The organism is Bittarella massiliensis (ex Durand et al. 2017), assembly GCF_001486165.1.
In the GTDB taxonomy this organism is placed as follows: domain Bacteria; phylum Bacillota; class Clostridia; order Oscillospirales; family Ruminococcaceae; genus Bittarella; species Bittarella massiliensis.
In genome coordinates, this window is sequence record NZ_LN908975.1 from 642,342 (window position 1) to 660,811 (window position 18,470).

19 protein-coding genes are annotated in these 18,470 nt (G+C 64.8%); 10 read left to right on the forward strand and 9 right to left on the reverse strand.

From position 1 onward, the window contains the following. Nucleotides 1-75 precede the first annotated feature (75 nt). The 5 genes from BN3266_RS03355 to BN3266_RS14410 form a co-directional block, all read right to left on the reverse strand. Entirely contained in the window at nucleotides 76-681 is a 606-nt protein-coding gene (locus tag BN3266_RS03355) for a sugar O-acetyltransferase (RefSeq protein WP_021660704.1), read from the reverse strand. A gap of 14 nt (nucleotides 682-695) precedes the next feature. Continuing rightward, nucleotides 696-1,301 (reverse strand): pentapeptide repeat-containing protein, encoded by a 606-nt coding sequence (locus tag BN3266_RS03360; RefSeq protein ID WP_059003756.1) that lies wholly within the window; start codon nucleotides 1,299-1,301, stop codon nucleotides 696-698. 320 nt (nucleotides 1,302-1,621) lie between these two features. After that, nucleotides 1,622-2,512 (reverse strand): YitT family protein, encoded by an 891-nt coding sequence (locus tag BN3266_RS03365; RefSeq protein ID WP_059003758.1) that lies wholly within the window; start codon nucleotides 2,510-2,512, stop codon nucleotides 1,622-1,624. A 119-nt stretch (nucleotides 2,513-2,631) separates the two neighbouring features. Continuing rightward, entirely contained in the window at nucleotides 2,632-3,039 is a 408-nt protein-coding gene (locus tag BN3266_RS03370) for a NusG domain II-containing protein (RefSeq protein ID WP_044993080.1), read from the reverse strand. A gap of 184 nt (nucleotides 3,040-3,223) precedes the next feature. Further along, nucleotides 3,224-3,358, reverse strand: a complete 135-nt coding sequence (locus tag BN3266_RS14410) for a hypothetical protein (protein WP_021660698.1) — start codon at nucleotides 3,356-3,358, stop codon at nucleotides 3,224-3,226. Between the two features lie 380 nt (nucleotides 3,359-3,738). Here BN3266_RS14410 and BN3266_RS03375 point away from each other — a divergent pair, with 380 nt between their 5' ends. Further along, nucleotides 3,739-5,478: a hypothetical protein gene (locus BN3266_RS03375; protein WP_154668959.1), complete on the forward strand. Its 1,740-nt coding sequence runs from the start codon at nucleotides 3,739-3,741 to the stop codon at nucleotides 5,476-5,478. 195 nt (nucleotides 5,479-5,673) lie between these two features. Further along, nucleotides 5,674-6,357, forward strand: coding sequence for a TIGR00266 family protein (locus BN3266_RS03380; protein WP_059003763.1), 684 nt, complete (start codon nucleotides 5,674-5,676; stop codon nucleotides 6,355-6,357). A 635-nt stretch (nucleotides 6,358-6,992) separates the two neighbouring features. Here BN3266_RS03380 and BN3266_RS03385 read toward each other — a convergent pair. The 3 genes from BN3266_RS03385 to BN3266_RS03395 all read right to left on the reverse strand — a co-directional run bounded on the left by BN3266_RS03385 (nucleotide 6,993) and on the right by BN3266_RS03395 (nucleotide 10,400). After that, nucleotides 6,993-7,925: a DMT family transporter gene (locus BN3266_RS03385; protein ID WP_082671618.1), complete on the reverse strand. Its 933-nt coding sequence runs from the start codon at nucleotides 7,923-7,925 to the stop codon at nucleotides 6,993-6,995. 115 nt (nucleotides 7,926-8,040) lie between these two features. After that, nucleotides 8,041-9,006, reverse strand: coding sequence for an NAD(P)-dependent oxidoreductase (locus BN3266_RS03390; protein ID WP_059003764.1), 966 nt, complete (start codon nucleotides 9,004-9,006; stop codon nucleotides 8,041-8,043). Between the two features lie 149 nt (nucleotides 9,007-9,155). Continuing rightward, the gene (locus BN3266_RS03395; RefSeq protein WP_059003766.1) at nucleotides 9,156-10,400 is read right to left on the reverse strand and encodes an LCP family protein; all 1,245 of its coding nucleotides are present in this window, start codon (nucleotides 10,398-10,400) and stop codon (nucleotides 9,156-9,158) included. Between the two features lie 223 nt (nucleotides 10,401-10,623). Between BN3266_RS03395 and ung the strand changes: the two genes are divergently transcribed. The 5 genes from ung to BN3266_RS13725 all read left to right on the forward strand — a co-directional run bounded on the left by ung (nucleotide 10,624) and on the right by BN3266_RS13725 (nucleotide 14,017). Next, nucleotides 10,624-11,316 (forward strand): uracil-DNA glycosylase, encoded by a 693-nt coding sequence (gene ung / locus BN3266_RS03400; RefSeq protein WP_021660688.1) that lies wholly within the window; start codon nucleotides 10,624-10,626, stop codon nucleotides 11,314-11,316. A 604-nt stretch (nucleotides 11,317-11,920) separates the two neighbouring features. Then, nucleotides 11,921-12,286: a GntR family transcriptional regulator gene (locus tag BN3266_RS03405; RefSeq protein ID WP_044993078.1), complete on the forward strand. Its 366-nt coding sequence runs from the start codon at nucleotides 11,921-11,923 to the stop codon at nucleotides 12,284-12,286. Nucleotide 12,287: 1 nt separating this feature from the next. Next, nucleotides 12,288-12,992, forward strand: a complete 705-nt coding sequence (locus tag BN3266_RS03410; protein WP_059003768.1) for an ABC transporter ATP-binding protein — start codon at nucleotides 12,288-12,290, stop codon at nucleotides 12,990-12,992. Continuing rightward, complete coding sequence (locus BN3266_RS03415; protein WP_021660683.1) at nucleotides 12,986-13,789, forward strand: hypothetical protein; 804 nt, start codon at nucleotides 12,986-12,988, stop codon at nucleotides 13,787-13,789. Before BN3266_RS03410 ends, BN3266_RS03415 begins: the two co-directional genes overlap by 7 nt. 51 nt (nucleotides 13,790-13,840) lie before the next feature. Continuing rightward, nucleotides 13,841-14,017 carry a hypothetical protein gene (locus BN3266_RS13725; protein WP_021660682.1) on the forward strand — a complete coding sequence of 59 codons (177 nt, stop codon included), beginning with the start codon at nucleotides 13,841-13,843 and terminating at the stop codon, nucleotides 14,015-14,017. Nucleotides 14,018-14,189: 172 nt separating this feature from the next. Here BN3266_RS13725 and BN3266_RS03420 read toward each other — a convergent pair whose 3' ends face one another. Further along, nucleotides 14,190-15,227 (reverse strand): ABC transporter substrate-binding protein, encoded by a 1,038-nt coding sequence (locus BN3266_RS03420; protein WP_059003770.1) that lies wholly within the window; start codon nucleotides 15,225-15,227, stop codon nucleotides 14,190-14,192. Between the two features lie 185 nt (nucleotides 15,228-15,412). Between BN3266_RS03420 and BN3266_RS03425 the strand changes: the two genes are divergently transcribed. The 3 genes from BN3266_RS03425 (at nucleotide 15,413) to BN3266_RS03440 (ending at nucleotide 18,188) form a co-directional block, all read left to right on the forward strand. After that, nucleotides 15,413-15,973: a DUF3795 domain-containing protein gene (locus BN3266_RS03425; RefSeq protein ID WP_059003773.1), complete on the forward strand. Its 561-nt coding sequence runs from the start codon at nucleotides 15,413-15,415 to the stop codon at nucleotides 15,971-15,973. Nucleotides 15,974-16,866: 893 nt separating this feature from the next. Next, nucleotides 16,867-17,454, forward strand: coding sequence for a methyltransferase family protein (locus BN3266_RS03435; RefSeq protein ID WP_059003776.1), 588 nt, complete (start codon nucleotides 16,867-16,869; stop codon nucleotides 17,452-17,454). 248 nt (nucleotides 17,455-17,702) lie between these two features. Continuing rightward, nucleotides 17,703-18,188 carry an SAM-dependent methyltransferase gene (locus BN3266_RS03440; protein WP_438819058.1) on the forward strand — a complete coding sequence of 162 codons (486 nt, stop codon included), beginning with the start codon at nucleotides 17,703-17,705 and terminating at the stop codon, nucleotides 18,186-18,188. The last annotated feature ends 282 nt before the right edge of the window (nucleotides 18,189-18,470 follow it).

Here is an 18,470-nt window from a genome sequence, read left to right on the forward strand (position 1 = left end):
CCCGCCCCACCAAAAAAGGGTCCCCGGCCGAACTGGCCGGGGGCCCTTTTTTCCGTCTGCCGGCGGGGGAGGGGGCTACCCCTCCTCCTTTACCGGCCTGCCTCTAAAGTAGAAGTCCCTGTCCTGGGGGCCGATGGGGCGGAGCACCCGGCAGGGGTTGCCGGCGGCCACCACCCCGGCGGGCAGGTCCTTGGTGACCACGCTGCCCGAGCCCACCACCGTGTGCTCGCCGATGGTCACCCCGGGGTTGACCACGGTGTTGCCGCCGATCCAGACCCCGTCGCCGATGGTGATGGGAAAGGCGTACTCCACCCCCTGCCGGCGTAAGCCGGGGTCCACCGGGTGCCCGGCGGCAAAGAGCCCCACGCGGGGGCCGATGAGGACGTCCCGCCCGATGGTCACCGCCGCGCAGTCGAGGACGGTGAGCCCGGCGTTGGCGTAAAAGTTCTCCCCCACCCGCAAAAAACAGCCGTAGTCGCAGTGAAAAGGCGGCTCGATGGCGCAGTGTTCCCCCTGGGCCCCCAGCAGTTCCCGCAGCACCGCCCGGCGGCCGTCGTCGTCCTCTGCGGGCAGGGCGTTGAAGCGGGCCACCAGCGCCCGCGCCCGCCGGTGCATGGCCGTAAGCTCCGGGTCGTCGGCCCGGTAGAGCCGCCCGGAGAGCATCTTTTCTCTCTCTGTCATCGCGTTTTCTCCCCCTAGCGCACCACGCCGCCCAGGGACTCGGCGATCACCACCGCCTGTTCCAGGTCCAGCTTGGTGTTTTTCATCTTGCAGGCGCGCAGGTCCACCCCGTCGATGCGGGCGCCCCGCAGGTCGCAGTCCTGCAGTTTGGCCCCCTGCAGGTAGCAGAGGGTCAGGTTGCACTCCCGCAGGTCGGCCCCCTGCAGGTCGCACTCCCGCAGGTCGGCCCGCTCGAAGTTGATCCCCCGCAGGTCCTGGTTGCGAAAGCCCGCCCCCTGCAGGGCGGTGTAGCTGAAGTTGCCCCCCTGCAGGGCGAGGCCGGACAGGTTGCAGCCCACAAAGCTGCCGCCCATGCACTTGCACTGGGCAAACAGGGCCCCGAAGAGGCCGCACTCCCGAAACTTGCAGCCGGTGAAGGCGCAGCGGGTAAAGCTGACCCCGTCCAACTGGCAAAACTGAAAGGCGCAGTTTACAAACTGGCAGCGCACCGCCTGCAGACAGTCCATCTTGGAGGACTGAAAGGTGCAGTTTTCAAAGGTCAGCCCCTCCAGCGCCAGGTCGGAGAGGTCCTCCTCCCAAAAGGTCTCCCCGACAAAGTGCTCCTGTGTTGCAGAAAACAACCTTCTCCCCCCTTTTTTCTTGCCCTCCCAGTATGCCACAACCGCCGGGTAAAGGCAACCGGGCCAAATGTGAACGGCGTTTGGACAAACGGGGAAGCGGGGGCCGCTCTGTCACAAAACGGCAACAATTTGTTTACCCGCTACCGGTATAAATGGGGGCGGGGATGGGGTATTCTATAAGCACAGGGAAAACCTGACGACACTCGATATCCTCTCATCTTTTGTTTCATATAACTCCTCTTTTAGAAAAGGCCGCTTGCAGCCCCCACTGCAGGCGGTTTTTTCTGTGCCCAAAAGGGCGGTCCCCCGGGAGGGAGGGGCTACTCCCGCGCCGCCTGGTCGGAGACGGCCGCGGTGTGCCGCTTGCCCATGGAGAAGCCGCGGCCCCGCACCTCGTTGACCTTGCTGATGACCAAAAAGGCCTCCCCGTCGATCCCCTGCACCAGTTTGTTCAGGGCGGCCAGCTCCCGCTGGGAGATCACCGTCATCACCGCCCGGCCGGGGCGGTGGAGGTGGCCCGACACCGTCTCGAGGAAGGTGCAGCCCCGGTCCAGCTTCTCCTGCACCGCCTGGGCCACCTCTTCGTAGCGGGGGGTGATGATGGTCACCTGGGTCTGGTTTTTGCCCATCACCATCACCCGGTCCATCACCAAAGAGGTCACCAGCACCACCGCGATGCCGTAGAGCACCTGTTCGCTGGTGGAGAAGAACACCTGGGTGAGGAGGATGGCGGTGTCGAAGACGTAGATGAGGGCCGGCACCGACCAGCCGAAGTACTTGTTGAGGATCAGCGGGGGGATGTCCATCCCCCCGGTGGAGGAGCCCTCGCGGATGACCAGCCCCATCCCCGCGCCCATGAGGATGCCGGCGTAGAGGGCGGCCAGCAGGGTGTCCTGGGTCAGATGTTGCAGAACATCCAGCTGCCGGAAGAGGGAGAGAAAGACCGGGTAGAGGAGGGTGGAGAGCAGGGTGGTGAGGGCGAATTTCTTCCCCAGCACCACCGCGCCGGCGAGGAAGAGCACCCCGTTGGCCACCGCCACCCCGGCGCTCACATCCATTGCGAAAAAATGTTCAAACACCAGGGCGATGCCGGTGACCCCGCCGGAGATCAGCCGGTTTGGCAGCACAAAGGCCGCGATGGCAAAGGTCAAAATGGCGTTGCCCAGCACCACCACCCCGACGCTGCGGATCTGTTTTGCCGCTTGTTTCATCTTTTTGTATCCTCCTGTTCTGCCGCCTCGGTTTGCCGGGGCGGGGTTGGTGCGGGCTGCAAAAGCCCGCAAAAAAAGAGAACGGCCGCCGCGGTCTCCCGCGGGTCCGTTCTCCTATTTTACTCTTCTACGACGGTAGCAGACAAAAGCGCCGGCATGCAGATGGCCGACTCCCCGACCTTGTTGATGTAGCCGTACTGCTCGCACAGGTGGTCGGGACACTTGGAATCGACGAACTTGACGCCGTTTTCATCCCGCACCAGGGTGGCCACGTTGGAGGTCTTGGTGGAACCGTCTTCATTGAGGATGGGCTCGCCGTTCTCGTCGAGCTGCTCCATGTTGTTGCCCTTGACGGTGAAGGTGGCCGGCTCCCCGTTGAGGGGGATCTCCAGGACGTTTTTGTTGTCGTACTCCACCACCACCATCAGCCCCTCGTACTGGCTGGGCTTGAACAGCAGCCCCCCCGCCGAGGCGATGAGAATGGCGCCCAGCAGGGCCATGGATATGATAAATTGTTTGGACTTCAAAAGGTACACCTCGCTGTTTCAACCGGCGGGGCAGACGCCCGCGCTCTCCTTACGAGTATACCACAAAATTTTCACTTGGCAAGGGCCGTCCGCTCGCCGCGGCCGGGACAGGTGGAGGAAAAAGCGGGAGGGAGCGGCGCGCGCCGACTCCCTCCCGCTGGGTCAGGTATGGAAAAATGGGGTGCTAGATCCGCAGGTCGCAGGCAGATGTCATCTGGCTGCCGCCAGAATAAAAGCGGTCAGCCGGCTTATCCCCTGCAATGGCGACCAGCGAGCCGATCACCAACAGCGCTGTGAGCAGACCAATCAACTTTTTCATCTTCGCGACCTCCTTTGAAACCGGCGGCTGTGCCGCTCGTCTTTTCTTCTGTACTTTCAGTATACTACATCGCCGCGGAAATAAAACTACTGGCCGCTTACAATCAAGTGAAGAATTGGTTACAACAGATTACAAAATGGAAACAAAGGTTTCAAAAGAACTACAAACGGCGCTGCCAAGCGAAAAGGAGGAGGGGCGCCCCTCTTTTGCCCCCTTTTCAGGGGGAACCGCGGCGGGCGGATGTGAATAGACTACGGGCAGGGAGTGAACCCCAATCTTTGAAAAAGGTGATTGCTATGATTCCGTTTTTCCAGAGACCTGCGCTGGCCTATGCCCTGGCCGGAGAGAGTTCCGTCCGCCACCCGGGGCAGGGCGGGAAGATGCGCTCACTCTTGTTGAGCGTGTACGATGAGATCAAGAGCTTTGGCGACCGGGACCGCTTCTACAAGCGGGCTGCCGACAAGGAGCTCGACGACATTTTGAAAGAGGCGGACCGCCCTGCCGACGAGGCCGGGTTCGACCGCTACTACTCGGCCCGGGAACTGGAGCCGGAAGCCCCGCAGGCGAAGGAGGCGGAGTCTGCCCAACCCGCTCCGGGAGGGGAAGCCGAGGCCCCGGAGGCCGTTCCCGCGGCCTCTTCCTGCGGCTGCGGCTGTGGGTGCGGCTGCCCCACCGGCGGAGAGACGGGCGGCACCGGCGGAGAGACCGGCGGCGACTGCCTGGATGAAAACGGGTACTGCCACGGCTACTGGGACGCAAACGGCGTCTGCCACTGCGGCGACGAGACCGGCGGCACCGGTGGCGAAACCGGCGGCGAGACAGGTGGGACCGGCGGGGAGACCGGCGGCAACTGCCTGGATGAAAACGGGTACTGCAACGGCTATTGGGACGCAAACGGCGTCTGCCACTGCAGCGACGAGACCGGTGGCACCGGCGGCGAAACCGGCTGCGAGACAGGTGGGACCGGCGGGGAGACCGGCGGGGACTGCCTGGATGAAAATGGGTACTGCCACGGCTACTGGGACGCAAACGGCGTCTGCCACTGCAGTGACGAGACCGGCGGCACCGGCGGCGAGACGGGTGGGACCGGCGGGGAGACCGGCGGCGACTGCCTGGACGAAAACGGGTACTGCCACGGCTACTGGGATGAAAACGGCGTCTGCCACTGCAGCGATGAGACCGGCGGCACTGGGGGAGAAACCGGTGGCAGCGGCTGTGAGAGCGGCTGTACCTGCGATGAGTGCTGCGATTGCAGCCAGTACTGCGACTGCGCCTCCTTCTGCCGCTGCAGCGGCCAGGCCGGCGGTGAGAATGCCGGCTGCGGTTGTGGCTGTGGCTGTGGGTGCAGCGGCGGTCAGCCCAGCGGGTGTTCCGACTGCGACTGCGAACAGCACTGCCTGTGCAGCGAGTACTGTGACTGCGACGCCCTCTGCTGTGGCGACGACGCCACCGGCTGTGACACCGGCGCCACCGGCGGGGAGACCGGCTGCGGTTGCGGGTGTGTCTGCACCTGTACCTGCGGCTGCACCGGCAGTACCGGCGGAACGGGCGGCAATACCGGCGGCACCGGCTGCGGCTGTGGCTGTGGCGGCGACACCGGCTGCACCAGCTGCTGCCCCCACTGCGACGAGGGGTGCGGAAATGAGACCGGCTGCGGCTGTGATGCCGGCGGCGAACCGGGCAATGCCTACAACGGCTGCGGCCGCAGCGAGGGCGGCGGCTGTGTCGGCGCCGGCGGGTACAGCGGCGGCACCGACGGGGACTCGGTGGAGACCAGCATCACCAGCGGCTGCCTCTGTCACGGCGAAGCGGGCGAAGACGGGCCCTATGTCTGCGGCGCCTGCTGCGATTGCAGCTACATCTGCTACCCCCGCATCTACTGTGACGAGCGGGACTGCTCCTACAACTTAAATGGGCGCTGTGGAAAGCACCTCCCCTGCGAGGACAACACCTTTGAGGACAACAGCTTCCGCCCCCACTGCGGCTGCGCCAAGACCGAGGAGGACCGCCCCATTTCGCAGCCCCCCATCCCCCAGGCGCGCCCCGACAACCCCCGCCCCCTGGACCCGGCCACCGAGCGCTTCTACCGCAACGAGCGCAAGCGGATCATGGGGGAGTAAACACCCCTATACTCTGTCTCCGAAAGCAAGCCGTCCCTGGCCAACCAAAGGCTGGGGACGGCTTGCTGTTGGAGCGGTGTCGGCCCTTGGGCGGGCGCGGAAAACAGTTGCCCTTCTCTCTCTGAACAGGTATACTCAAGAAAAGGGGAGACGCGCCTCCGGGCCGTCACCCCCGATACAGAGGAGGAGATGTGAATGCAGTATAAAATCGTAGGGGAGCCCCTGCCGGTGGTGGTCTGTGACCTGCAGCCGGGGGAGACCATGATCACCGAGCGGGGCTCCATGAGCTGGATGAGCCCCAACATGAAGATGGAGACCACCTCCGGCGGCGGGCTGGGCAAGGCCTTTGGGCGGATGTTTGCCGGCGAGGCCATGTTTCAAAACCGCTACACCGCCCAGGGCGGCGCGGGGATGATCGCCTTTGCCTCCAGCTTCCCCGGTTCCATCCGCGCGGTGCCGATCACCCCGGGCAACAGCATGATCGTGCAGAAGTCCGGCTTTCTGGCCTCTGAGTCGGGGGTGGAGCTGTCGGTGCACTTCAAGAAAAAGCTGGGCGCCGGCTTCTTCGGCGGAGAGGGCTTTATCATGCAGAAACTCTCCGGCTCCGGCATGGCCTTTGTGGAGATCGACGGCTACGCGGTGGAGTACGAGCTGGGGCCCGGCCAGTCCATTGTCGTGGACACCGGCAACCTGGCCATGATGAGCGAGACCTGCTCGCTGGACATCCAGTCGGTCAAGGGGGTCAAAAACGTCCTCTTTGGCGGGGAGGGGCTCTTCAACACCGTCATCACCGGGCCGGGCAAGGTCACCCTGCAGACCATGCCGGTCAGCGGGTTTGCCGGCGCTCTGGCGCCCTTTATGAGCAGCAACAGCCAGTGAGAGACAAAAAATGAAAAGGGACCTGCCGGGTTCGCTCCGGCGGGCCCCTTTTTTTGTTGTGGATAAAATGCCAAAAAATTATAATTTTAGAATAAATGCGGATTGGATTTAGCATAAGATTTTCTGAGAGGGTAGGCGACGAAAGGGCAAGGAGAAGGGCCCTCTTTGGGGATGGGGGACGCGAAGTGGTGCCTTGGACTGCCGGTTTGCCGGTGGCAGCGGGTGAACGGCAACCCTACAATCTCGATGCCCTTTGGGGGTGGGGCCTGGGCAGCGTCCTTTTCGGGGGAGAGGATACCATCTGTTTTACCGGTGGCTCTGGTTCAAATGCGGGGGCGTGCGGCCTTGAAGTGTTTTCTGCCGCCAAAATCGCCGCCGAGGTGCGTGGTCACACCCTGCGGGGGCGTATGGGGTATAGTCGCCTAGAGAGGGCGGGGGAGATGGTCGTGTCCTGCGGGTGTGTGTAGTGTAGTCGTCTCAGAGGGGGTGAGAGAAACCAGTCGCACCCTGCGGGGATGTGTGGGGTGTGATTGCTTCGGAGAGTAGGGGGGGAGCAGGTCGCGCTCTGCGGCGGTGTATGGGATGGAGTCGTCTAGAGGGGGCAGGGGGAGCCGGTTGCATCCCGCTCGGGCGCGTCAGTGGGCTTCGGCCCCACCCTTGCCCTTGCCCTCGCCCTTGCCCTTGCCCTTGCCCTCGCCTTCGGCCTTGCCCCCGCCTCCGCCCAGTTCGCTGAGAAGAGAGCAGCCCAGCACCACCGCGCCCCCGACCAGCTGCCAGGGGCCGATGGTCTCCCCCAGCCAGAGGGCCGACACTCCCACTGCAACCAGGGGGTCTAGATAGCTCAAGAGGGCGGCGCTCTGGCCCGGCAGCTCCTTGAGGGCCGAGAAGTAGAGGCAGTAGGCCGCCCCGGTGTGCACCAGACCCACCGCCAGCAGCGCCGCCCAGCCGGTGGGGTCCAGCGCGCCCAGGTGAAAGCCCCCGCTGAGGAGCTGGTAGGGCGCCAGCACCAGGATGGCCGCGGCGAACTGCACCAGGGTCCGGTCCACCCCGCTCACCGAGCGGATGCCCTTGTTGAGCAGGATCACCGCCGCGTAGAGCACGGCGGCCCCCAGTCCCAAGGCGATGCCCAGCCGGTCGTTCGCGCCTGCGCCACGGCCCTGTGTGCCGATGACCAGTGCCATCCCCCCGGTGGCCAGGAGAAAGCAGACCCCCTTGCGGGCGGTCAGCCGCTCCCGAAAGAGGAGGGCGGAGGCCAGCACCACCAGGGAGGGGGCGAAGTAGTAGCTCAAGGTCGCCACCGAGACCGAGGTGTAGCGGTAGGCGGCAAAGAGCAGGATCCAGTTCAATCCCATGGCCGCTCCGGAGAGGAGGAGCCGGGGCAGCTCCCCCTTGATCTGCGCCAGCGGGAGGGGGCGCCGCCGCACCAGCAGCACCGTCCCGATGGCGACCGTGGCGATCACCGCCCGCCAGAGGGCGATCTCCGCCGAGGGCAGGGGGATGGCCCGCACAAAGGCGCCAATGCTGCCAAAGACGGCCATCGCCGCCAACATCCTTCCCCGCGCGCCCATCGCTGCGCCCCCTCTCCACTGCTTGTCAGCCCCCATCATAGCGCCTACGGGTCCCTTTGTAAAGCGGGGGGCGGCAAAAAAGGGTGTGCCCCCAATCGGACCCGCCCTCTTAGGATCAGTAGCCCCGCGAGAAGTCCACCAGATCGGTCAGGGGCTCCCCCTTTGCGTAGGCCTTCAGGTTTTGGCAGACCATCTCGAAGATGCGGCCGTCGCAGTTGTCCGAGAAGATGGCGTTGTGGGGGGTGATGTAGACCCCCGGCAGGTCCCAGAGAGGGCTGTCCGCCCCCAGCGGCTCCTCCTCGAACACGTCCAGGGCCACCCCGCGGAAGTGGTGCTGTGCGGCGAGAAGGGTCAGGGCCTGGGTGTCGATGACCGAGCCGCGGGAGACGTTGACCAGGGCGCAGCCCGGCTTGGTCTTTTGCAGCAGGGGCCCGTTTAACAGGTGGTGGGTCTCGGGGGTGGCGGGCAGGGTACAGACCAGGGCGTCCGCCTGGGGGAGAAGGGCCTCCAGCTGGCCGATGGGGGAGACCTGGTCGATCCCCTCTGCCGGGCGGCCGCTGCGGCTGACTGCCAGGGTGGTGCAGCCGAAGGCCTTGCACCTCTTGGCGGTCTCGCTGGCGATGTTCCCCGCCCCCAAAAAGAGGACGGTCTTCCCCCAGAGCTCCAGGATGTCCGTCTGCACCTGCCAGCGGTGTTCCGCCTGCTGGCGCAGGAAGAGGCGGGCGTTTTTAAAGATTTCCAGCAGCTGAAAGAGGACCCACTCACTGATGGGAATCTTGGTCTGCCCCGCGTTGTGGGCCACCGCGATGCCGCGGGACTCGATTTCCCGCCGGGGCAGGTGGTCAAAGCCCACGCTCACCAGCTGGATGAGCCGCAGCTGGGGGCAGTCGGCCAGGGAGAGGTGGGGGAAGGGGTTGTAGCCCACCAGCACCTCGGCCTCCCGGGCGGCCATGGCCAGGGGGGCCGCCGCCTCGGGGAGCCGCTTTTCGTCGATGTAGAGGACCCTGTAGCCCAGCTTCTCCACCCGGGCAAAGGCCTCATCCCCGTAGGGGAGGGTGAAGAGCACGGTCGGTTGCGACATGAGAAATCACTCCTTTTGCAGATAAGATGGGCAGAATGGCCGCGCCCTATGCCGGGGGGGAGGGGGTGCCCGCTGAAAGCAGGATACAAAGCGGCGCTCCCCTTTGCCGCCGCCGGGCGGTGAGGAGAGCGCCGTTGCTCAAAATGCCCTTAGCTGGGCAGGATATCATTGTAGATGAAGTCGTGCAGTTTTTGGGTAGTGACCGCGTCGTCAAAGGTCATGTAGTAGGTGCCGTTGATCATCTCCCCCTTGTAGTCCGAATCGGTGGGGAAGCGGGTGGTCACCATGGTGGGCTTTTGCAGGGCCAGGGGGGCGTAGCCCATCAGGGTGCCGAAGTCGAGGGAGGTCTTGGTGAGGCCCAGCAGGTCTTTGGCCAGCTGGGGGTATTTGGTGGGGTTCATGGCCAGGGCTTTGTTGAACAGCTGCATCAGGACGGTGCGCTGCCGCTCGGTCCGCTCGAAGTCGCCGTTGCCCACATAGCGGATGCGGGAGTAGGCGACCGCCTGGATGCCGTTGAGGGTCTGGGTGCCGCCATGGCTAACATGAGTAGCTGTTTTTCCTGATATTTCAGCTTGTTCATCTACTCCACCGTTGATGTAGGAGACTTCGTTGTCCTTTACGTCGATGGTCACCCCGCCGACGGCGTCCACGATCTCGGCCATGTTGGCGAAGTCCACGGTGGCGAAGTCGGTGATGTCCAGGTTGAAGTTTTCATTGAGGGTGCGAACAGCCAGCTCGGCCCCGCCGAAGGCATAGGCGTGGGTGATCTTGTCCATCCCCCGGCCGGGGATGTTGACATAGGCGTCCCGCATGATGGAGGAGAGCTTGACCTTGTTGTGGTTTTTGTCGATGGAGAGGATGATGATGGAGTCGGAGCGGGTGCCCTTGTCCAGGAGGCCGTTGCGGCTGTCGATGCCGAAGAGGGCGATGTTCTTGACGTTTTTGTCGATCACCGAGTCAAAGCCCAGCTCGGCCTCGTTGAGCTCCACCGGGTCGTAGCTGCCGGCGATGTCCATCAGGATGTAGGCGGCGGTGCCCCCTGCGATCCCCAGTACCACCAGCACGGGGATGAGGATCTTGACCCAGAGCTTCATCTTTTTCTTGCCGTTTTTTTTCCGTTTCGGCTCCTTTTTGCCCATGGTGGACGCCTCCCTTCTATCTCTGTCCGCTTCCTGCCTTTGCTCTCGCCTCGGCCCCTGGCCGGCTGCGCGGCGGGGGGCGGCGCTCTTTTTCTCCTCGCCCTTGCCGGCGCCGGAGAGGACCTCGTCCTCCTCCAACAGGTTGGGGGAGTGGGGGCGAGGGGCGGGCCGGGCCGGGATGTCCCGCCCCGGCTTGGGGATGTCGTCTAGGTCCAAGATATTAAACGGATCGTCTCCGCGAATGGGTTTTGCCATCTGCTGTACCTCCTTGTGTGCGCGATACAGGGTTTACACATGGCAACTAGTATACGACATTTTCTGCAAAAAGGCAAACGGCGGCCCGGCCGTTTTTATGAAGGTTCTCTTAACAATCGCCGGCGGTGGGGAATGGACAGCCCCGCCGCCCCTGTGGTAAGATAGGGGTCAGAAAAGCGCAGCCGGCCCGGGTCGTGGGGCCGGGAGAGAGGGAGGGACACCGATGTACGAAAAGTTGGGCGATTGGAGCCAGGTGTTGAAGGAGGAGTTTGCCAAGCCCTATTTTGGAGAACTTGTGCGGCGGGTGCGGCAGGAGTACCGCACCGCCACCGTCTACCCGCCGCAGGGGAGCGTCTTTCGCGCCTTTTTGATGACCCCCTACCAGCGGGTGCGGGTGGTCTTGCTGGGGCAGGACCCCTATCATGGCCCGGGCCAGGCCATGGGGATGAGCTTCTCGGTCCCCCCCGGCGTGCCGCTGCCCCCGTCTTTGCAAAACATCTATCAGGAGCTCTGGAACGACCTGGACATCCCCCCCTCGACCAGCGGTTACCTGGGCCCCTGGGCAGAGCAGGGGGTCTTCCTCTTGAACAGCAGCCTCACCGTGCGCAGGGGGCAGGCGGGGTCCCACCGGGCCCTGGGCTGGCAGCAGTTCACCGACGCGGTGATCGAAAAGCTGGGGGAGAGGGAGGCGCCCATGGTCTTTCTGCTCTGGGGGGCCGACGCCCGCTCCAAGGTGCCCCTCATCAAGGGGCCCCAGCACCTGATCCTGCAGGCCCCCCACCCCAGCCCCCTCTCGGCCTTCCGGGGATTTTTCGGCTGCCGCCACTTCTCCAAGGCCAACGCCTTTTTGCAGCAGCACTACGGCCAGGGCATCGACTGGGACCTCTCCCACCCGCCCCAGGAGCCGGCGCGGTGAGCGGCGGTAAGACCCGCCCTTTAAAAGGACCCCGCCCCCATGGGCGGGGTCCTTTTTTATACCTGTTTGCGGGGAAGGACGGGGGACGGTGCGGCGATGCGCGAAGTTGCCGCGGCCGTTTGGGGAGCGTGCAGTCCGGCTGTGGGCGGCAGGGAGGCGTGGGGTAAAAAAGAAAAAAGATGGCCCCCCCTTGGCTGCGGTACAGGGTGCGCGAGAGGCCGGGAAGGGCTGGCGGGGTGTCCGGCGCCGGTCGCTTCCCCCAGCCCTTCCTCCCGAGGCGGCATATCGCCTGTGGAGACACCTGTTCACCCCTTTCTCTGTGGCGCTTGAGAGGTTGCCGCAGATCGGGCGGTCCTTTCTATCTCCGCCTTCTTTAAGGTGGGCCGCGGCGGGGCAATCAGCGCGACCTTGCAGTCCTCTCTGTGCTGGCGAAGGGGCACTGGGGAGGCTTCGGCGGGGAGTGCCTGCCGGGATGGGAGGGAGGTTGGATGGACGCCTTTTCAAAAAATGATTTTTGCCCAGAGGTTGACAGACGATCCACAAGGGTGTATTATTGTATTAACGACTTAGTACAATGGTACAATGGGTGGAAAGGAGCGGGGATATGTGGAAAATCGAGAGTGACCGGCCGATCTACCTGCAGCTGGTGGAGACCTTACAGCAGCAGATCCTGACCGGCGTCTACCCGCCGGGGGGCAAGCTCCCCTCGGTGCGGGACCTGGCCGCCGAGGCGGCGGTCAACCCCAACACCATGCAAAAGGCCCTGGGGGAGTTGGAGCGGCTGGGTCTGGTATACGCCCAGCGCACAGCAGGCCGGTTCATCACCGACGACAGAGAGAGGCTGGAACAGATGAAAGAGCAGTTGGCCGCCGAGCAGGTGCAGATATTTTTGAAGAAGATGAGTGAGATGGGCCTTTCCCGGCAGGACGTCATCGCCCTGTTGGAGCGGGCGGAAAAGGAGATGGAGTGAGATGAACAGAGACGCCATTATCAGCTGTCAGGGGCTGCAAAAGCGCTACAGCTACAAGCTGGCCCTCAACGGGCTGACCCTGGAGATCCCCCGGGGGAAGATCGTGGGGCTTTTGGGGCCCAACGGCAGCGGCAAGACCACCTTTATCAAACTGGTCAGCGGGCTGTTGACCCCCACCGCCGGGGAACTGCTGGTGGGGGGACACCGCCCGGGGGTGGAGAGCAAGCGGATCGTCTCCTACCTGCCCGAGCGCACCTACCTCAACGACTGGATGCGGGTGGAGGGCATTCTGGAGATGTTCTCCGACTTCTACCCCGACTTCAACGAGGCCAAGGCGCGGGATATGCTGGCCCGCCTGGGCATCAACCTCAAAGACAAGCTCAAGACCATGTCCAAGGGCACCAAGGAGAAGGTGCAGCTGATTTTGGTCATGAGCCGGGAGGCGGAGCTCTACCTGCTGGATGAGCCCATCGGCGGGGTGGACCCCGCTGCCCGGGACTACATCCTCGACACCATCATCTCGAACTACAGCGAGAACGCCACCGTCCTCATCTCCACCCACCTGATCTCGGACATTGAAAAGGTGCTCGACGAGGTGGTCTTCATCAAAAACGGCCAGATGGTCCTGCAGTCCTCGGTGGACGACATCCGCGCGAGCTGGGGCATATCGGTGGACCAGCTGTTCAGGGAGGAATTCAGATGTTAGGGAAACTGATCAAATACGAGTTCAAGGCCACCGGGCGGCTGTTGCTGCCGGTGTACGGGGCGCTGCTGCTCATGGGCGGGGTGGTCAACCTGGGGCTGACGCTGCAGGGCAAGCTGCCGGTGCTCAAATTCGCCCAGGGGGTCCTCATCTTCGCCTATGTGGCCCTGATGGTGGCGGCCTTCGCCCTCTCCTTCTTTGTGGTGATCTCCCGCTTTTACAAAAACCTCATCTGCGACGAGGGCTACCTGATGTTCACCCTGCCGGTCAAGGCCGGCACCCACCTGCTGGCGAAGACGGTGGTCTCCACCGTCTGGAGCGTGGGCACCTGTCTGGCGGCGGTGGGCTCCCTGCTGCTGATGGGGGCCGGGCACGGCATCATCAGCCAGCTGCCCGACGTGCTGCGGGCGGCCAATGTGGCCATGAAGGGCGAACTGGGGATGGGGATGAGCGAACTCCTCCTCTGGACCCTCTTCACGGTCCTGGTCTCGCTGGTGGTGACAAACCTCATGTGCTACCTCTCCATCTCCATCGGGCAGTTTGGGCGGGGCCACCGGATCCTCACCTCGGTGGGGGCCTATCTGGTCCTCAACGTGGTGATCCAGAGCATCTCCACCGTGGCGCTGCTCGTCGCCTGCCTCTTCACCGGGCTGGACTTCTTCGGCGACGTTCCCCTGGGGCAGATGGCCGGCTTCCTGCGGATGGTCTTCGCCCTCTCCATCGGCCTCAACGTCTTTTTCGGTGGCTGCTTCTACGCGGGCTCCAACTTCATCCTCTCCAGAAAGCTCAATCTGGAGTAGGACATCGGGATACAGCGGAGAGAGGAGGGGATCCCCCTGAAGCGGATACAGTTGTCGGCCCTGCGCCGGCTGACCCGGTTGCTGGCCGCCCTGGCGGGCGCCGCCGGGCTGGTGCTGGGCATCTGGGCCCTGCTTTCGGCCCGGGTCTCGGCGGGGGGACTGCTCCTCTGCGCCCTGGCCTGCGGGGTGATGTTGGCCCCCAACCTGGCCCTCATGGGGCGAAAATAAGGGGAGTGTTTTCCCCGCAATCGGCAAAGACCGGTCCTCTCTGGGGGCCGGTCTTTGTGCTGGGGCGGGCGGGGGTTGCCCCCAGGGCCGCGGGGGGCGGCGGACGGGCGGGGGACTGAAAAGCGCCCCCGCCCACAGGGGGCGAAGGCGCTTGGGAGAGGCGGGGAGGGGGTCAGCCGTTTGCCTTGGCGGCCTCGGCGAAGGTGTTGTTGACCAGGTTGTCGTAGTCGGCCTTCTGCTTGAGTTCGCCCGCTTCGGTCATCACGTCCTGCAGCCGCTCAAAGGACTCCCGCTCCATCACCGGGTCGGTGGACCAGGCGTCGATGTCCTTGTAGCGCTGCACCACGGTGGTCAAAAGCTCCACGTCGGTGTCGGCAAAGGAGGGGGCGATGGCCTCGGCCACCTCTTTGGCGCTGTGGCTCTGCACCCACTGCTGGCCTTTGTAGACGGCGTTGGTGAACCGCTGCACCAGGTCGGGGTTTTTCTCGATGAAGTCCTTGCTGGCAAAGTAGGCGGTGTAGGGGATCTCGCCGCTCTCCTCGCCGATGGAGGCCACGATGTAGCCGCGGCCCTCCTTCTCCAACATGGAGGCGGTGGGCTCGAAGAGGGCGACATAGTCGCCGTTGCCGCCGGTGAAGGCGCCGGCCATGGCCGAGAACTGGATGCTGTCGTCCAGCGTCAGGTCGGTGCCGGGGATGAGGCCGTTCTGGCGCAGGACATGGCCCAGGGTCATGTAGGGGACGCCGCCCTTGCGGCCGGGCAGCAGCGTGGTGCCCTTGAGTTTGGACCAGCTGAAGTTGTCGTCCTTCTCCCGGCCCACCAGGAAGGAGCCGTCCCGCTTGGTCAGCTGGGCGAAGATCTGGCTGTAATTTTCCTTGCCCTCGTTGTAGATGTAGATGGCGGCTTCCGGCCCGCCGAAGCCGACGTCGATGGAGCCGGAGAGGACGCCGGTCATCACCTTGTCGGTGCCCTGGCCGACCGACAGGTCGATGTCGATGCCCTCCTCCTCGAAGAAGCCCAGGTTGATGGCGGCGTACTGGGGGGCGTAGAAGACCGAGTGGGTGACCTCGTTGACGGTGACCTTGGTCAGGGCCTTGTCGCCCTCGCCCTTCTTCTCGCCGCAGCCGGTGAAGGCGCCCAGCGCCAGGGCGGCCGCCAGGGTGCCCGCGGCCAGGCGGGCGGTGCGGGTTTGCCAGCTTTTTTTCTGCATACTATGTATCTCCCTTTCCTGTTGGATTTGTGAAGCGGGGTTACGACGCAGTCTATGTAAAAATGGGCCCCGGGGTTCCCCTTTTGGCGGAAAAATCGACCGATCGGTTGTCCTTTTGGGGAAAAGGGAGTATCCTTTTTGGTACAGACATCCGCCCGTCGGGGCGCCAAAAAGGAGCGATCGCCGTGAAGGATTTTGATAGAGAGGACCTGCTCCTCTCCCTCTGCGGGCTGTGCTGCGGCCTCTGCCCGATGCAGCTGGGCGGCCACTGTCCCGGCTGTGGCGGGGGGCCGGGCAACCAACCCTGCGCCATTGCCCGCTGCAGTGGGGAGCACGGCGGGGTGGCCTACTGCTCCCTCTGCGACGAGTACCCCTGCCGGCGGTACGCGCAGCCGGAGCCCTTTGACTCCTTTATCACCCACCGCAACCGGCGGGAAAATCTGGCGCGGGTGCGGGAGATCGGCACCGCCGCCTTTCGCGCCGAGCAGGAGGAGCGGCGGGACGCCCTCGACGAGCTGTTGGCCGGCTACAACGACGGCCGGCGCAAGACCTTTTTCTGCCTGGCCTGCAACCTGCTGGAGTGCAGCGAGATCCGCCGGGCGCTGGTGCGGCTGCGGGAGGAGACATCGCCCCGGCAGCCCCTCAAGGAGCGGGCCGCGCTGGCGGTGGGATTGTTGGAGGGGGCGGCCGCCCGCCAGGGGGTGACCCTCAAGCTGCGCCGCAAGCCCCAGGAGAAGAGGGGGTAGGCGGGTCGCCCCTCAGGGGGGGCGCGGAGCGAAATGTCCGCGGTTGCCGCCCGGCGGGCGGGTGGCGGGTCGTCCCCCTGCACGGGGCGGGTGGGTCGAAATGGCACTCCGGCGAAACCGATGACCGGGAAGAGAGGCTCTCTCCTTCCCGGGATAGGTGGGTCGAAAGAGCGGTGGGCTGTGGAGGCAATTTGCGCATCCATGGTCTCACCCCTCCCGCGGGATGGGCGGGCAAAACAGCTGGAATGCGGCCGGGTCCGGCGGTGTGTGGGGGCGGTTCGCGCCCAGCCGGGGGAGGAGGGCTTTTTGCCGGCGGTGGAAGTCTTTTCGCTGTTCCAATCTCCCGCGGGGGGATAGGTTAAAATACCCAAACTGCCGGTGCGCCCATCGCCCGGCGCTGTCTCCTCCCGTGGGAGGGGCAAATCGAAATAGCATGATGCCGGAGTGTGGGTCTTGGGCCTTCGGCGATTGCCTGCGCGGGGGTGCGGATCGAAATTTCGGGAGCAAGGGCGCGATGGTGGAGAGAGGCGTCGCCCCCGCGCGGAGCGAGTGGATTGAAATGACAGTGGACAAAGAAAAACTGACCGAGACCATAGTCTCGCTCCACGCGGGGGTGCGGATCGAATTTTGCCGCGCTTGGCCCGGCGCAACTGGTTTGGGGCGGCGCATCCCACACGGGTGCGTGGATTGAAATTTTTCGTCTTCGCAAAAGGGCAACTCGTGCTTATGGTCGCACCCCACACGGGTATGTGGGTGGAAGTGCGAGTGTTGATACCGTGGCGCCCTTCGCCGCAAATCGCCCCCGGCGCGGGGGGAGGGGAAGCGAAGGTTGGGCAATACCGGCGTTTTGCTGGTCGCCCCTTTGCGGGGGGCGGGAGAGAGGGGGAGAAGGGATGGCCATTCAAATTGCCGCCCTGGCGATCTTGGCGGCCTTTTACGGCATCTACCTGGGCAAGATGCTGGCCCAGCGCAGGCGGGGGATCCGCACCGACCAGATGGCCCGGGGAAACAAGAGGGGGCGGCTTTTCTGGACCGAGTTGCTGCTGAAGGGGAGCACCTACGCCGTGGCCCTGGCCGAGACGGCCTGCGCCCTGGCCGACTGGAACAGCGCCCCCTCCTGGCTGCGCTGGCTGGGGTTGGGGCTGGCGGCCGCAGGGGTCGGGGTGTTTGCCGCCTCGGTCTACACCATGCGCGACAGCTGGCGGGCGGGCATCCCCCGGGAGGGGAAGACCGAGTTGGTCACCGCCGGCATCTACCGCTTTAGCCGCAACCCGGCCTTTCTCGGTTTTGACCTGACCTATCTGGGGCTGCTGCTGGCCTTTTGGAACCCCCTCCTCCTCGCCCTCTCCTGCCTGGCGGCGGTGCTCCTGCACCTGCAGATCTTGCAGGAGGAGGCCTTTCTCCCCACCGCCTTTGGCCCGGCCTACACCCGCTATCGCAGCCGGGTCTGCCGCTACCTGGGCAGGCGGCGGCTGCGCTAGAGAGAAAAAACGGCGCCCCTTCCCGGCTGTGGAAGGGGCGCCGTTTGGGTGAGGGGGAGATGCGGCCCTTGGCGGTCGGCAGGCGGGGAGATCGGCCCTTGGCGGGCGGCTGTCTCGCCCGCCGTCTTTTGGCACGCCGCGGGGCAAAGGGAAAGGGGCGTTTTTTTGAAAAGGGGTTGTAGTGTTCCCACACTTCGCTATACTGGCAGTAGCGGCGCTGCTCAAAAACGAATCGGGAGGAAATGACCGTGCAAAATGCAACCCATCTGACCCTGTCGCCCATCGGCGTTGTCCGCGCCGAGGGCGGCGCCTTTCGCCTGGAGGTGGCGCCGCCCTATCGCCCTGCTCTCGCCGGGCTGGAGGGCTTTTCCCACCTGCAGATCCTCTGGTGGTTTTCCGGCTGCGAGGACGCGCGTTCCCGCGCCAGCCGCACCGAGGAGGCCCCCTACCGGCGCGGACCGGCCCTGCTGGGCACCTTCGCCACCCGCTCCCCCCGGCGGCCCAACCCCATCGCCCTCTCCTGCGCGGGGGTGTTGGGGATAGACCGGGAGAGGGGCGTCCTCGTCCTGGACTACCTGGACGCCGAGGACGGCAGCCCGGTGCTCGACATCAAGCCCTATCTGCCCAGCCTCGACCGGGTGGCGGCCCCGAGTGTGCCCGGCTGGTGCGCCCACTGGCCGGCCAGCGTGGAGGAGAGCGGCGACTTTGACTGGGGAGCGGAGTTCTCCTTTTAGTTGTTGGGCCTGCGATGAGGGCCCTTGTTTGCCCCGCGCCGTCGCGGGCCAAAGAGGAAAGGGGACGCCAACCGGCGTCCCCTTTTGGGCTGTCCGCCCCTTTTTCGTCGTTTGTGGGGAGGGGCCTCTGACCCCGCTAGGGGGGACGGCTTGTATCGCACCTTGAAGGGGCCTCTGTCTGATTTGTGCTTTGGGGGGACGGCCTGGGGGCGCGTTTTGCAGTTGGGCACGGTCGGGCCCTTTCCTCTGCTCTTTATCGAGAAGTGGGGCGGCGCCCCATTG